This is a genomic window from Burkholderia stagnalis (genome assembly GCF_902830275.1).
GTDB classification, from domain to species: domain Bacteria; phylum Pseudomonadota; class Gammaproteobacteria; order Burkholderiales; family Burkholderiaceae; genus Burkholderia; species Burkholderia stagnalis.
Genome location: NZ_CADESW010000003.1, coordinates 198,755 through 211,671 on the forward strand (window position 1 = coordinate 198,755; position 12,917 = coordinate 211,671).

General features: G+C 69.3%; 12 protein-coding genes and 1 pseudogene. 6 read left to right on the forward strand and 7 right to left on the reverse strand.

What is annotated here, in order from left to right; all coding sequences use genetic code 11:
- Positions 1 to 18: 18 nt before the first annotated feature.
- The 3 genes and pseudogenes from HWY45_RS07910 to HWY45_RS07920 all read right to left on the reverse strand — a co-directional run.
- A pseudogene (locus HWY45_RS07910) lies at positions 19 to 195 on the reverse strand (OpgC domain-containing protein); the annotation flags it as partial.
- A complete protein-coding gene (gene rarD / locus HWY45_RS07915; protein WP_059879309.1) occupies positions 180 to 1,076 on the reverse strand; it encodes an EamA family transporter RarD in 897 nt (298 codons plus the stop codon). The pseudogene HWY45_RS07910 and the gene rarD, both read right to left, overlap by 16 nt.
- 7 nt (positions 1,077 to 1,083) lie before the next feature.
- A complete protein-coding gene (locus tag HWY45_RS07920) occupies positions 1,084 to 1,380 on the reverse strand; it encodes an acylphosphatase (protein WP_059879305.1) in 297 nt (98 codons plus the stop codon).
- Positions 1,381 to 1,557: 177 nt separating this feature from the next.
- On the opposite strand from HWY45_RS07920, the gene hpnA reads away from it, so the two are divergent.
- Both hpnA and HWY45_RS07930 read left to right on the forward strand, forming a co-directional pair.
- Entirely contained in the window at positions 1,558 to 2,565 is a 1,008-nt protein-coding gene (gene hpnA / locus HWY45_RS07925; protein WP_059879302.1) for a hopanoid-associated sugar epimerase, read from the forward strand.
- A gap of 229 nt (positions 2,566 to 2,794) precedes the next feature.
- Positions 2,795 to 4,306: a hypothetical protein gene (locus tag HWY45_RS07930; protein WP_059879299.1), complete on the forward strand. Its 1,512-nt coding sequence runs from the start codon at positions 2,795 to 2,797 to the stop codon at positions 4,304 to 4,306.
- Between the two features lie 85 nt (positions 4,307 to 4,391).
- Here HWY45_RS07930 and HWY45_RS07935 read toward each other — a convergent pair whose 3' ends face one another.
- Positions 4,392 to 5,579: a glycosyltransferase gene (locus HWY45_RS07935; RefSeq protein ID WP_059565088.1), complete on the reverse strand. Its 1,188-nt coding sequence runs from the start codon at positions 5,577 to 5,579 to the stop codon at positions 4,392 to 4,394.
- 412 nt (positions 5,580 to 5,991) lie between these two features.
- On the opposite strand from HWY45_RS07935, the gene ispH reads away from it, so the two are divergent.
- Both ispH and hpnH read left to right on the forward strand, forming a co-directional pair.
- Positions 5,992 to 6,933 carry a 4-hydroxy-3-methylbut-2-enyl diphosphate reductase gene (ispH, locus tag HWY45_RS07940; protein ID WP_059565087.1) on the forward strand — a complete coding sequence of 314 codons (942 nt, stop codon included), beginning with the start codon at positions 5,992 to 5,994 and terminating at the stop codon, positions 6,931 to 6,933.
- Positions 6,934 to 6,945: 12 nt separating this feature from the next.
- Positions 6,946 to 8,106, forward strand: coding sequence for an adenosyl-hopene transferase HpnH (gene hpnH, locus HWY45_RS07945; protein WP_059565086.1), 1,161 nt, complete (start codon positions 6,946 to 6,948; stop codon positions 8,104 to 8,106).
- A gap of 127 nt (positions 8,107 to 8,233) precedes the next feature.
- On the opposite strand, the gene HWY45_RS07950 is transcribed toward hpnH, so the two are convergent.
- The 3 genes from HWY45_RS07950 to HWY45_RS07960 all read right to left on the reverse strand — a co-directional run bounded on the left by HWY45_RS07950 (position 8,234) and on the right by HWY45_RS07960 (position 11,778).
- Positions 8,234 to 8,731, reverse strand: a complete 498-nt coding sequence (locus HWY45_RS07950) for a hypothetical protein (RefSeq protein ID WP_059879580.1) — start codon at positions 8,729 to 8,731, stop codon at positions 8,234 to 8,236.
- Positions 8,732 to 8,820: 89 nt separating this feature from the next.
- Entirely contained in the window at positions 8,821 to 9,198 is a 378-nt protein-coding gene (locus HWY45_RS07955; protein ID WP_059879296.1) for a hypothetical protein, read from the reverse strand.
- Between the two features lie 345 nt (positions 9,199 to 9,543).
- Positions 9,544 to 11,778: a TonB-dependent siderophore receptor gene (locus HWY45_RS07960; protein WP_230946781.1), complete on the reverse strand. Its 2,235-nt coding sequence runs from the start codon at positions 11,776 to 11,778 to the stop codon at positions 9,544 to 9,546.
- Between the two features lie 22 nt (positions 11,779 to 11,800).
- Between HWY45_RS07960 and HWY45_RS07965 the strand changes: the two genes are divergently transcribed.
- Together HWY45_RS07965 and HWY45_RS07970 are read left to right on the forward strand one after the other, a co-directional pair.
- A complete protein-coding gene (locus HWY45_RS07965; protein WP_124596452.1) occupies positions 11,801 to 12,091 on the forward strand; it encodes a hypothetical protein in 291 nt (96 codons plus the stop codon).
- Positions 12,092 to 12,145: 54 nt separating this feature from the next.
- Positions 12,146 to 12,853: a FadR/GntR family transcriptional regulator gene (locus HWY45_RS07970; RefSeq protein ID WP_059879294.1), complete on the forward strand. Its 708-nt coding sequence runs from the start codon at positions 12,146 to 12,148 to the stop codon at positions 12,851 to 12,853.
- Positions 12,854 to 12,917 lie beyond the last annotated feature (64 nt).

Consider the following 12,917-nt stretch of genomic DNA (forward strand, 5'->3'; position numbering starts at 1 on the left):
CCCGCGACACCGCGCGGCTCAGGCAGCCGCACTGCGCCTTCGCGCCATCCACATTCCCGCACTCGCCAGCGCCATCATCAGGCCGAGCGCGCATGCGTCCGCGGCCAGCCCGACGCCGACCGCGTGCGGCAGGCGCGCGCCCTGCGCCGCCGGATGCAGCAGCGAAGCGTGCGCGACGCTCAGCGCGCGGGCAGCCGCCGCATCAGCATCGCGCTGTGCCACGCGGTGAGCGCGACCGCGACCCAGATCGGCCCGTAGGTCGCGAGCTTCGCGACGGTGAGCGTCTCGCCGAGCAGCAGCAGCGACACGGCGACGAGCAGCACCGGCTCGACGTAGCCGAGGATGCCGAACAGCACCATCGGCAGCATCCGGCTCGCCTTCAGGTAGCTCGCGAGCGCGAGCGTGCTGAGCGCGCCGAGCCCCGGCAGCAGCACCGCCCACAGCACCGGGCGGCTCGCCACCGGCGTCGCGCTCGCGGCGACCGTCACGAACGCGACCGGGCACAGCAGCGCCACCTCGAGCGCGAACGCGGCCAGCGAATCGGCGTTGATCCGGCGGCGCAGCACGAAATACGGCGGATAGCCGAGCGCGACGACGAGCGTCGGCCACGCGAACGCGCGCGTCGCCCACACCTCGTGCGCGACGCCGAGCGCGGCGCACGCGATCGCCGCCCATTGCAGCGGATCGAGCCGCTCGCGATAGTAGAAGCGGCCGACGAGCACCATCGTCAGCGGCAGCAGGAAATAGCCGAGCGACACTTCGAGCATCCGCCCGTGCAGCGGCGCCCACAGGAACAGCCACAGCTGCAGGCCGAGCAGCGCGGCGCTCGCGGGCAGCGCGATCCACAGGCGCCAGTCGCGCACGAGCCGCCCGAGCAGCGCGACGAACACGGGCCAGCGGCCGCGCAGCGCGATCAGCGCGAGCGCGCCCGGCGCGGTCCACAGGATCCGCCACGCGAAGATGTCGAGCCCCGTGAGCGGCGCGAGCAGCTTCGCATATGCGGACAGCAGCGCGAACAGCATCGACGCCGCCACCGACAGCGCGATGCCGCGCCCGGCCTCCGGATACCCCGTCATCGCGCGCTCACTGCTGCTGGAAGCGTTCGTAGCGCTTGTCGGTATGCCGTTCCTCGAACGTCACTTCGGTCACGCGCGCCGCCGGCGGCCCGTGCCGCAGCCACGCGAGCATCCGGTCGATCTGCGGGCCGGGACCCTGGATCATCGCCTCGACGCTGCCGTCCTCGAGGTTCGACACCCAGCCGCGCAGCTTCAGCGCGTGCGCCTCGCGCACCGTCGCATGGCGGAACCCGACGCCCTGCACGACGCCGCGCACCCGTACGTAGTAGGTCTCGATCCGTTCGTCATGTTCGTCGCGGCTCATCGTCGTCGCCCTCCAGTTGCTTCCGGTTGCATCCAAGCCCGGCATTGTAGTCGGGTCGGCGGCGGGCTGTCAGTGCCGGCGGGCGCGCCGCCCCGCCGTCGCCGCGCGCGCCGAACACGTACAATCTCGCACGACGCACAACTGCCGCGCGGCCCGCGCGCGGCCACAAGGACTTGCATGACTGATACCTCCCGCGATCTCGTTCTGGTCACCGGCGCATCCGGTTTCGTCGGCTCGGCCGTCGCGCGCATCGCGCAGCAGAAGGGCTATGCGGTGCGCGTGCTCGTGCGCCCGACCAGCCCGCGCACGAACGTCGCGGGCCTCGACGCCGAGATCGTCACCGGCGACATGCGCGACGAGGCGTCGATGCGCACCGCGCTGCGCGGCGTGCGCTACCTGCTGCACGTCGCGGCCGACTACCGCCTGTGGGCGCCCGACCCGCTCGAGATCGAGCGCGCGAACCTCGAGGGCGCGGTCGCGACGATGCGCGCGGCGCGCGCCGAGGGCGTCGAGCGGATCGTCTACACGAGCAGCGTCGCGACGCTGAAGGTCACGAGCGCCGGCCACGCGGCCGACGAGAACGCGCCGCTCACGCCCGAGCAGGCGATCGGCGTGTACAAGCGCAGCAAGGTGCTCGCCGAGCGCGCGGTCGAGCGGATGATCGCCGACGAAGGGCTGCCCGCGGTGATCGTCAACCCGTCGACGCCGATCGGCCCGCGCGACGTGAAGCCGACGCCCACCGGCCGCATCATCGTCGAGGCGGCGCTCGGCAAGATGCCCGCGTTCGTCGACACGGGCCTGAACCTCGTGCACGTCGACGACGTCGCGCACGGCCACTTCCTCGCGCTCGAGCACGGCCGGATCGGCGAGCGCTACATCCTCGGCGGCGAGAACCTGCCGCTGCAGCAGATGCTGGCCGACATCGCGCAGATGACGGGCCGCAAGGCGCCGACGCTCGCGCTGCCGCGCTGGCCGCTCTATCCGCTCGCGCTCGGCGCGGAAGCGGTCGCGAAGTTCACGAAGAAGGAGCCGTTCGTCACCGTGGATGCGCTGCGGATGTCGAAGAACAAGATGTACTTCACGTCCGCGAAGGCGGAGCGCGAACTCGGCTACCGCGCCCGGCCGTATCGCGACGGGCTGCGCGACGCGCTCGACTGGTTCCGCTCGGCGGGCTACCTGAAGTGACGTGACGCGGGCGGGAGGCGGCGGAACGCTGCGCTGCCGACGCCCGCGCGTTGTTCCCGCGCCACGTGCTGCGCCGCGTGCGTCGCCCCCCTTTTCCCCCGAAATTCAGGCGCGGCGCCCTCACAGGCGCGCGCGCCCAGACGCTGTGCCTGCACTTTGTTACACGTCGCGCGCGGACCGGCATCGGCGCAGCGGGTAAAATCGCGGGTCTTACGTAGAGAAAGCACGCATGAACCTGAACGATCAGATCGATGCGCTCATCGCCGGCGTCGATCAGCTCCTCCATGATCACCGCGCCGCCCAGCAGGCGGCACGCAGCGCCGACGCGTTCGCGCGCGCAGCCGCGGCCGAGGCTGAAACGGCCGCCCAACGTCATGCCGCAGCCGAGACCGAAGCGCAGGCTGCCGCCCAGCGCCATGCGCAGGCCGCCGCCGAGGCCGAAGCCGCGCTGAAGCGCCACACCGAAGCCACCGCCGAGGCGCAAGCCGCCGCGCAGCGCCACACCGAGGCCGCCGCGCAGGCCGACGCCGCCGTGCAGCGTCACGCGGAAGCGACCGCGCTGACGGAAGCCCTCGCGCAGCGCCACGCGGATGCCGAAGCCGCATCGCAACGCCATGCGGCCGCGATCGCCGAGGCCGAGGCCGCCGCGCAACGCCACCACGCCGCCGCCACCGAGGCGGACGCCGCCGCGCAGCGCCATGCCGCCGCGACCGCGGAAGCCGAAGCGGCCGCGCAGCGTCACGCAGCCGCGATCGCCGAAGCGCAAGCCGCGTCGCAGCGCCACGCCGACGCAGCCGCGCAGGCAGAGGCCGTCGCGCAGCGCCATGCCGAAGCCGTCGCCGAAGCCGAGGCCGCCGCGCAACGCCATGCCGAAGCAACCGCGCAGGCGGAGGCCATCACGCTGCGCCACACCCAGGCCGTCGCCGAAGCCGAAGCCGCCGCGCAACGCCACGCGGAAGCAACCGCGCAGGCGGAGGCCGTCACGCAGCGCCACACCGAAGCGATCGCGCAGGCCCAGGCCGCCGCGCAGCGCCACGCCGAGGCCACCGCGCAAGCCGAAGCGATCACGCAGCGCCACACCGAGGCACTCGCGGAAGCGGAAGCCGCCGCGCAGCGTCATGAGAAGGCCATCGCCGACGCCGAGGCGCTCGTCGAAGCCGTCGTCAACGGTGCGGTGTCGGTGGATACCGTGGAAGCCGGCGAAACGGTGGAAACGGTGGAAGCCGTCGAAGCGGTGGAAGCCGTCGAAGCCGTGGAAGCCGCGAACGCGCCGGAAGCCGTCGCCGCGCCGGCCGCTCACGGCCCCGCAGCAACCGAAGCAGCAGCCGAAACCGCAGCAGCAGCCGCGCAGCCGGAATCCGCGCCGGCGGCCGAGGTAGCGGCCGACGCGCCCGCCGTGCCCGCCGCATCAGCGAACAAACCGACGCTGCACGTCGCGCGCCCGTCGCAGAACGAGATCACGCTGACCGTCAACGGCGAATCGATCACGCTCCAGCCCGAGCAACTGGGCCAGCTGATCGAGGAACTCGCGCACGCGCGCGCGTCGATGGAGCCGGAGCCGCCGCCGGGCATCCCGGCCGGCTGGCGCTTCGTGTCGACGAAGAATCCGATGATGGCGGTGCAGAAGCAGGCAAACGGCGACCGCTTGCTGGTCGCGCGCCACACCGGCTACGGCTGGGTGCCGTTCACGTTCTCGCCGGACGTGGTGATCCAGATGTACATGATGCTCACCCAGCGATAAGCGCGGGGCTGGGCCATCGAGGGGCGGCATTGCGCCGCCCCTTTTTGTTTCCGGCCGGCCCGCGTCGCGGCCCCGGCCCGAATGCTCAGCGGTCGACCGGCGCCTGCACGCGCGCCTTCCACTGCCCGCCCTTGCCGCGCCAATAGCGCCACGCGGACGCGAAGGTCGCGCCCACATAGAACGCCGCGATGAGCGGCAGCGCGGGCGCCCACCACGGCGAGCGCCGGTAGTAGCGCAGCATCGGCGCATACGCGGTGCACATCGACGCCCACGCGAGCCACGCCGGCCATGCGCGCGCGCCGTACGCGAGCGCCGCGACGGGCGGCACCAGATAGATGATCGTCATGCCGAGCAGCGTGCCGGCCAGCAGCACCGGCGAATAGTGGAGCTGCGTGAACGCGGTGCGCGCGATCATGTTCCAGATGTCGCGCCAGCTGTCGTACGGGCGCAGCGACACGCTGCGATCGGCGAGGTCGAGCCGGATCGGGTGGCGGCCGTCGCCGCGATGCTTGATCTGCGCGGCGAGGCTGCAGTCGTCGATCAGCGCGTTGCGGATCGACTCGATGCCGCCGGCCTCCTCGAGCGCCGTGCGCTTCACGAGCATGCAGCCGCCCGCCGCGCCGGCCGTCTTGTTGCGCGGATTGTTGATCCACGAGAACGGGTAGAGCTTCGCGAAGAAGAACACGAACGCCGGGATCAGCGCCTTTTCCCAGAACGAATCGCAGCGCAGCCGCACCATCAGCGACACCAGGTCGCGCTGCTCGGCCTGCGCGCGCGTGACGAGCTGGGCGACGGCATCCGGCGGATGGCCGATGTCGGCGTCGGTCAGCAGCAGGTAGTCGGCCGGCAGGCCGAGCGTGCGCACCGCCGCAATTCCCTGCGACTGCGCCCACACCTTGCCCGACCAGCCCGCCGGCAGCGGCTTCGCGGCGAGCACGGTCAGGCGGTCGGCGCGGTTGATCGCGAGCGCCGCCGCGCGGGCCGCGTCGGCGGTGCCGTCGTCGCTGTGGTCGTCGACGATGATCAAGTGAAATGGGCCGTCGTATGCCTGTTCGAGCAGCGACGTCGCCGCGCGGGCGATCACGTCGGCTTCGTTGCGGGCCGGCACGACCGCGACGACGGCCGGCCAGCCGGCCTCCGCCGCCGCGCCGCGGGCTTCAGGCGGCAGCGGCCGCGCCGGCTGCGCGCGCCAGAAGCCGCCGCGCGCGGCCAGCAGGACGATCCAGATCACGAGCGACAGGCAGGACAGCAGGAAAGCGATCACCAGCATCATCGGCACGCCCCCCGTCGTGCGCCGCCCAGGCAGGCGCGCCGGCCGGCGGCGGCGGGCGCCGAAACGGCAATCGGGGTCGGATTGAAAACGCCGGGAACGGCGCGGAACGGGTCGTGGGAATCGACGGTCATCGCGAGGCCTTGAAAAATGCTCGACGTCAGGCAACCGCAAGGTTGCCGGCGAAACCGCCTAGTTTACTGGGTTCCGCGCGCGCGGGCGCCGACGCGCCCGTCCCGCGATTGCAACACGATTGAAACGGCACCGAAGCAAGGACTGGCCGATAGGGTTAAAATGCGCGATTAATTCGGGGTGCCGGGTCGTTCCTTCCTGCATTCATAACATCAAGTCGGGGCGATCGAGCTGGCATGCCGGCTCCCTCGAACCCCGCGTCTGTCGTCGGAGTTCGCTCAATATGCGAGTCATCCTTGCCCAGCCCCGCGGCTTTTGTGCGGGGGTTGTCCGTGCGATCGAGATTGTCGATCGCGCGCTGCAACAGCACGGCGCGCCGGTTTATGTGCGTCATGAGATTGTCCATAACCGGCACGTCGTCGAAAATCTGCGTAATAAAGGGGCGCGATTCGTTGAGGAACTCGACGAGGTGCCCCACGGCGCTGTCGCGATCTTCAGCGCGCACGGTGTCGCCCAGACGGTCGAGCGCGACGCGCAAGCGCGCGGGCTCGACGTGCTCGACGCCACCTGCCCGCTCGTCACGAAAGTGCACGTGCAGGGCCGCCAGTACGTCGCGGCGGGCCGCCGGCTGATCCTGATCGGCCATGCGGGCCATCCGGAAGTCGAGGGCACGATCGGCCAGATTCCGGGCGAGGTGACGCTCGTCCAGAGCGAGGCCGAGGTCGACACGCTGACGCTGCCGGTCGATACGCCGGTGGCCTACGTCACGCAGACGACGCTGTCGGTCGACGACACGCGCGGCATCATCGAGGCGTTGCAGCGCCGGTTCACCGACATCGTCGGGCCGGACACGCGCGACATCTGCTATGCGACGCAGAACCGCCAGGCGGCGGTGCGCGAGCTGAGCGCGGAGGTCGACGTGCTGCTCGTCGTCGGCGCGACCAACAGTTCGAACTCGAACCGCCTGCGCGAGATCGGCACCGAAAGCGGTGTGCCGAGCTACCTCGTCGCCGACGGCTCGGAAGTGAAGGCCGAATGGTTCGCGAACGCAACCACCGTCGGGCTGACCGCCGGGGCGTCCGCGCCCGAGGAGATGGTCGAAGATGTAATCGGCGCGCTGCGCGCGCTGGGGCCCGTCGAGGTCACGACGATGGCGGGCCGTGAGGAAAAAGTCGAATTCAAGCTGCCGGCGAAGCTCACGCAAGCTGTCGCCCGCGAAGTTTAAGGAGGACAACTCTTGTCTATTCCGCTGCTCCAACAAGCCCGTGTCGGCGCATACATCATGCGCCAGCACCTGTCCGGCAACAAACGCTATCCGCTCGCGCTGATGCTCGAGCCGCTGTTCCGCTGCAACCTCGCGTGCAACGGCTGCGGCAAGATCGACTATCCGGATCCGATCCTGAACCAGCGCCTGTCCGTCGAGGAATGCCTCGAGGCCGTCGACGAGTGCGGCGCGCCGATCGTGTCGATCGCCGGCGGCGAGCCGCTGCTCCACAAGGAGATGCCGGAAATCGTCAAGGGCATCATGAAGCGCAAGCGCTTCGTGTACCTCTGCACGAACGCGCTGCTGATGGAAAAGAAGATGGACGACTACGAGCCGAGCCCGTACTTCGTCTGGTCGGTCCACCTCGACGGCGACAAGGAGATGCACGATCACTCCGTGTCGCAGGACGGCGTCTATGACAAGGCCGTCGCGGCGATCAAGGAAGCGAAGCGCCGCGGCTTCCGCGTGAACATCAACTGCACGCTGTTCAACGATGCGATCCCCGAGCGCGTCGCGAAGTTCTTCGATACGCTCAAGCCGATCGGCGTCGACGGCATCACGGTGTCGCCGGGCTACGCATACGAGCGCGCACCGGATCAGCAGCACTTCCTGAACCGCGACAAGACGAAGAACCTGTTCCGCGAGATCCTGAAGCGCGGCGAAGGCGGCAAGCGCTGGTCGTTCAGCCAGTCGTCGCTGTTCCTCGACTTCCTGGCCGGCAACCAGACCTACAAGTGCACGCCGTGGGGCAACCCGGCGCGCACGGTGTTCGGCTGGCAGAAGCCGTGCTACCTGGTCGGCGAAGGTTACGTGAAGACCTTCAAGGAACTGATGGAAGACACGAACTGGGACAACTACGGCGTCGGCAACTACGAGAAGTGCGCGGACTGCATGGTCCACTGCGGCTTCGAGGCGACCGCCGTGCTCGACACGATCGCGCATCCGCTGAAGGCGTTCTCGGTGAACCGCAAGGGCATCAAGACCGACGGCCCGTTCGCGCCGGACATTCCGATCGACAAGCAGCGCCCGGCCGAGTACGTGTTCTCGCGCCACGTCGAGATCAAGCTCGATGAAATCCAGCGCGCCGGCAAGGGCAAGCTGCAAAAGCCGGCGAAGCCGGCCGCGGCGGCTTAAGCCCGCGACACGACGCGATGCGCACGGCGGCCCCCGCCGCGCGCATCGGCCCCGCCAGCGGGCCATGTGAAAAGGGTGCGACGGAACGAATCCGTCGCACCCTTTTCTCTTTTGCGGCGTCGGGCGCTCAGGCCGCTGCCATCGCGATGCCGCCTGCTTCGTGCTCGCGCATCCTCGCGACGGCCAGCGCCAGCGGCGCGCGCACGCCGCTCGCCGCGAACGCGCAGACATGGCGCCACAGGTCGGCAAGCCGCACGCGCGGCAGCGTCGCGACGCAGGTGTCGTGTGCGGTCAGCACCCGTTCGAGCGCCGCGCATTCGTCGTCGCGCAGCGCCCACGCCGCGCCGTCGGCCGCGCGTTGCGCACAGGCATCGAGCACGCGTTCGGCCTCGAGGCACAGCTCGACGCTCGCGGCCTGCTTGCGGACATCGTCGAGCGACACGAACAGCAGATACACGCTCGTGCGCAGGCGCAGCAGCAGTTCCTCGTGTCCGCAATTGCCGCGCAGCGCGACGAGCGCCATGTGGCATTTCAGCGAAATGTCGCGCACGTGCGCAGGTGGCAACGGCAGCAGCCATTCGCGGGTCAGCGGCCGGCGACCTTTGGTCTTCTTCGCAGGCTTCATCATTCAGGCTCGGCAGGAAGGTAGGCGGCCCGCGCGGCGCGCGGGCGCGGTGAGCGTCGCGCCATGCCGACGCGGCGCGGGCATGCGCATCAGAACGTGTTCTCGCCCTTCAGGTAGTACGCGGTCTTCACGAAGAACGCCTTGACCGGGTGTCCGCCCTGCGCGTCGCTTGCCGCCTGTGCTTGCATCGCGGCCTTCTCCTCGCGCGACCGGTCGGGCACCGGCGCATAGACACGCGCGAGCGCACGCTGCATCGCGAGCGGATAGTTCTGGTTGCCCTCGGTCGTCGCGCGATAGCCGACGCGCGTGAGTTGCGTGAGCTGCGCATCGGTCTCTGCGCGCGCCGCCGACCAGCTTTGCGGCGCGGCGCTCGCGGGCCACGTTGCGCCGGACGACTGCGCGAAACCAACGGCCGGCAGCGCAGCGAGCGCGGCGGACAGGGCAAGAGTGGGAACGAGGGATTTCATGGCGGCCTCCAGATGGTTGTTTCAGCAACGATCTGCATCAGCAGATTGCGTCGATACGTCGATGCGTCGATACGTCGATGCGTCGATGCGTCGATGCGTCGATGCGTCGAACCCATCGTAGACCGCATGCGATTCCGCTTGAATAGCCGGATCGGCAATTCAACTTTTCGGCTTTCGCAAAACCTCTCGCCATGCGCTGGCCGATCCGATTCGCGAAACGCGAATTTCGCCGCTCGATCAAATACCTGCTGCAATGCGCGACCAGCGCGTGCGAGCCGCCCAAACAAGCCTTTCGTTTTTGGAAATGCGTTGTTGACCGATACGAACGATACGCATGACGCACGCTCACCACCGGTAGCTGATATCCCCCGTCACGCTCAGGCGCGGCCCGTAGAAGCACCCGCCCGCCGAGAAGCACGACGACACGTAGGTCCGGTCGAACAGGTTGTTCACGTGCGCGGCCACGCGCCAGCCCTTCAACGCGGCGCGCTCGACGCCGAGATCGTATGACAGGGCGAGATCGACGAGCGTGACGGCCGGCACGTCGAACGTGTTGACGTTGTCGCCCGCGCTGCGCCCGATGTAGCGCACGCCGCCGCCGATGCTCAGCCCGCGCAGCCCTTGCCACGCGACATCGTAGTTCAGCCACAGCGACGCGAGATGGCGCGGCACCGCCGCCACGCGCTTGCCGACGACGGCCGGATTCGAATCGGCGCGCACGGTCGTGTCGAGATACGTATACGCGGCGATCACGTCGATGCGCTTGCCGAGCCGCGCGCGCCCTTCGAGCTCGATGCCGCGCGAACGCACCTCGCCCGACTGCACGTTGAAGAACGGATGCTCGGGATCGACGCTCAGCACGTTGCGCTGACGGATATCGAACGCGGCAATCGACGCCATCTGCTGCTGGTCCGGCGACTGGTAGCGCACGCCGGCCTCGACCTGGTCCGCCTTGGTGGGCATGAACGGCTGGCCGCCGAAGCGCGTGCCGAGCGTGGGTTCGAACGACGTCGAATAGCTCGCATATGGCGCGAAGCCGCTGTCGAACAGGTAGACCGCGCCCGCGCGCCACGTGAACGCGCGCTCGCTCTGCCGCGCCGACGCGCCGCTCAGCCGGTCGTCGGTCACCGTGCGCGCCCATTCCTCACGGCCGCCGAGCGTGAGCACCCAGCGATCCCAGCGGATCTGGTCCTGCAGGTAGACGCCGATCCGGTCCGGCGTCTGACGCGTCTGCTGCGCGAGCGGCGGCACCGTGAACGGCTGCCCGTAGTCCGGATGCCGCGTGTCGAGCGGCGGCGCCGCGCCGAACCCGGACGAACTCATCGTCGCGACCGCGTGCTCGTACGACAGCCCGGCGAGCACCGTGTGCTCGACCGGCCCGGTCGGCACGCGCACCTCCGCCTGGTTGTCGAGCGCGACGTGATTCACGTGCTCGCGCGACCACGACAACGAACGGTTCAGCACGCCCGGCGCGACGTACGGCGCGTTGAAGTTCACGGCCGCGCCCTTGAAGTCGACGTCGAGGTGCGTATAGCGCAGGTTCTGCCGCACCTTCCACGCCGGATTGAAGCGATGCTCGAACGCGTAACCGATCATCGCCTGCTTGCGGTCGTAGGTATCGAAATCGGGCAACCCCGGGAAGAACTGCGTCGGGATTTGCCCGGTCGGGCCCGGCCATCGCGTGCCGAGCGCCGGCAGCCAGCCGGCGAAGCCGTTGTACGGGTCGCGCTGATAGGACGTCAGCAGCGTCAGGCTCGTGTCGGCGTTCGGCCGCCACGTCAGCGACGGCGCGATCACGACGCGCTGCTGCTTCGAATAGTCCGTCTGCTCGTCCGCGCGCCGCGCGAGGCCGTCGATCCGATATGCCCACTGGCCATCCTGCGTGAGCGGCCCGCTGAAATCGAAGGCGACCTGTGCGCGATCGCGGTTGCCGGCCTGCACGGCCAGCAGCCGCTGCGCGTCGCGCGTCGGCCGCTTGCTGACCATGTCGACGATGCCGCCCGGGCTCGCCTGTCCGTACAGCACCGACGCAGGGCCGCGCAGCACGTCGACGCGCTCGAGCGTCGACGGATCGACCAAGCTGGCCGCCCAGTTCACGCCTTTCGGCAACGGCAGGCCATCGAGCATCTGCGGATTGATCGCCGCCGCCGCGAAGCCGCCGAACCCGCGCAGGAACACGCTCTCGAGCACGCCGCCGAGCCGCGAATCCGCATACGCGCCGGGCGTATAGCGCAGGCTGTCGCCGACGCTGTGCACGTCCTGCTGGTCCATCTGCGCGCGCGTGACGACCGACAGCCCCTGCGGCACCTCGACCAGCGGCGTGTCGGTCTTGGTGCCGGCGCGCGACACGTCGGCGGCAATCCCGTTTAGCGGGCCGATGCCGGTTTCGCGCCGGCCGTCGACCGCGATCGGCTTGAGCAGTTGCGCATCGGCGGCATCGGCCGCGCCCTGCGAGAAGGCGACGGCCGGTGCGGCGGCGGCGCACGCGAATGCCGCCGCCCCGTTCCGGATCCGCCGAAGCGCCGCGCGCGGCAGGATGAATCCCGGCCGCGCGCAGCGGCCGACGTGTCGTTGAACCATATGAGCAACCCGGAAACCAGCGATGAGCAGTGCAAAAGGGATGGGCCGCCAGGCCAGGGAAGGCCGCGCGCACCACGGCGGCCCAACCGATTCGAGAATGGGAATCATTCCTCTCGCGCGACGGGCGGTAAATGCCGCCGCCCGCAATCGTCCAATGCATCAAACGCACGCGTGCCGAGCCGCGCGCGAACGCTCGGCGCGCGGCGATGTTGCCGTCAGAATCCGCGCATTCCGTGAACTTGCCGCGCGTTGCGTCTATTCATGCAGGATTAACAATTTGTCACGATTGGATGTCGTTATTCTGAATGCCTAAATGAATGGTCGGATGATAGGATAGCGTCAATCCCAAGTTTCAAGTGACATACCTATGTCAAGCCTGCCCCCGGCCACACGACACTCCCTCGTCGATTCCGCGATCGAGATCCTCAAATCCAACATCACTTCCGGGATCTGGCGCGTCGGCCACCGGATCCCCACCGAACTCGATCTAGCCAAGCAACTGGCGGTGGGCCGCAATACGGTGCGCGAGGCGGTGCGCACGCTCGCGTATTCGGGCGTGCTCGAAGTGCGCCAGGGTGACGGCACCTACGTGCGGCGCAACGTCGATCCCGCGGAAACGATGCGCGACGTCGACCGCGCCGCGCGCGGCGACCATCTCGAACTGCAGTGCATGCTGGAAACGGAATGCGCGCGCTACGCGGCGCGCCGGCGCACCGACGAGGATCTCGCGATCCTGCACGCGTTGCTGAAGGCGCGCGGCGAGCGCGAAACGTGGGGCGACGTGAAGACGTTCGTCGAGCGCGACCGCGCGTTCCACATCGCCGTGGCCACGGCCTCGCACAATCATGCGCTCGAAGCGCTATACCGCTACTTCTCCGGCTCGATTCTCGCGAACGTCGAGGACGTGCTCGTCGAACTCGACGAGGCGGACATTCCCGAACCGGACATGAAGGCGCACCAGGCGGTGCTCGATGCGATCGAGCAGCGCGACGAGAACAAGGCGGTGCGCGCGACCCTCGCGATCCTCAAGCCGCAGATGACCTGGCTCGAAACGCGCGACCCGCTCGGCCGCTGAAGTCAGGGGCCGGGGCGGCGCATCGCACGCGCCGCCCCGGTAACGACACCATCATCCACCAACG

Coding starts and splice junctions, on each gene's coding strand:
- HWY45_RS07920 (WP_059879305.1), bottom strand. CDS start 1,380: ATGAGCCGCGACGAACATGACGAACGGATCGAGACCTACTACGTACGG.
- HWY45_RS07935 (WP_059565088.1), bottom strand. CDS start 5,579: ATGATGCTGGTGATCGCTTTCCTGCTGTCCTGCCTGTCGCTCGTGATC.
- HWY45_RS07965 (WP_124596452.1), top strand. CDS start 11,801: ATGAGCAGTGCAAAAGGGATGGGCCGCCAGGCCAGGGAAGGCCGCGCG.
- HWY45_RS07955 (WP_059879296.1), bottom strand. CDS start 9,198: ATGAAATCCCTCGTTCCCACTCTTGCCCTGTCCGCCGCGCTCGCTGCG.
- ispH (WP_059565087.1), top strand. CDS start 5,992: ATGCGAGTCATCCTTGCCCAGCCCCGCGGCTTTTGTGCGGGGGTTGTC.
- HWY45_RS07930 (WP_059879299.1), top strand. CDS start 2,795: ATGAACCTGAACGATCAGATCGATGCGCTCATCGCCGGCGTCGATCAG.
- HWY45_RS07950 (WP_059879580.1), bottom strand. CDS start 8,731: ATGAAGCCTGCGAAGAAGACCAAAGGTCGCCGGCCGCTGACCCGCGAA.
- HWY45_RS07960 (WP_230946781.1), bottom strand. CDS start 11,778: ATGGTTCAACGACACGTCGGCCGCTGCGCGCGGCCGGGATTCATCCTG.
- rarD (WP_059879309.1), bottom strand. CDS start 1,076: ATGACGGGGTATCCGGAGGCCGGGCGCGGCATCGCGCTGTCGGTGGCG.
- hpnA (WP_059879302.1), top strand. CDS start 1,558: ATGACTGATACCTCCCGCGATCTCGTTCTGGTCACCGGCGCATCCGGT.
- HWY45_RS07970 (WP_059879294.1), top strand. CDS start 12,146: ATGTCAAGCCTGCCCCCGGCCACACGACACTCCCTCGTCGATTCCGCG.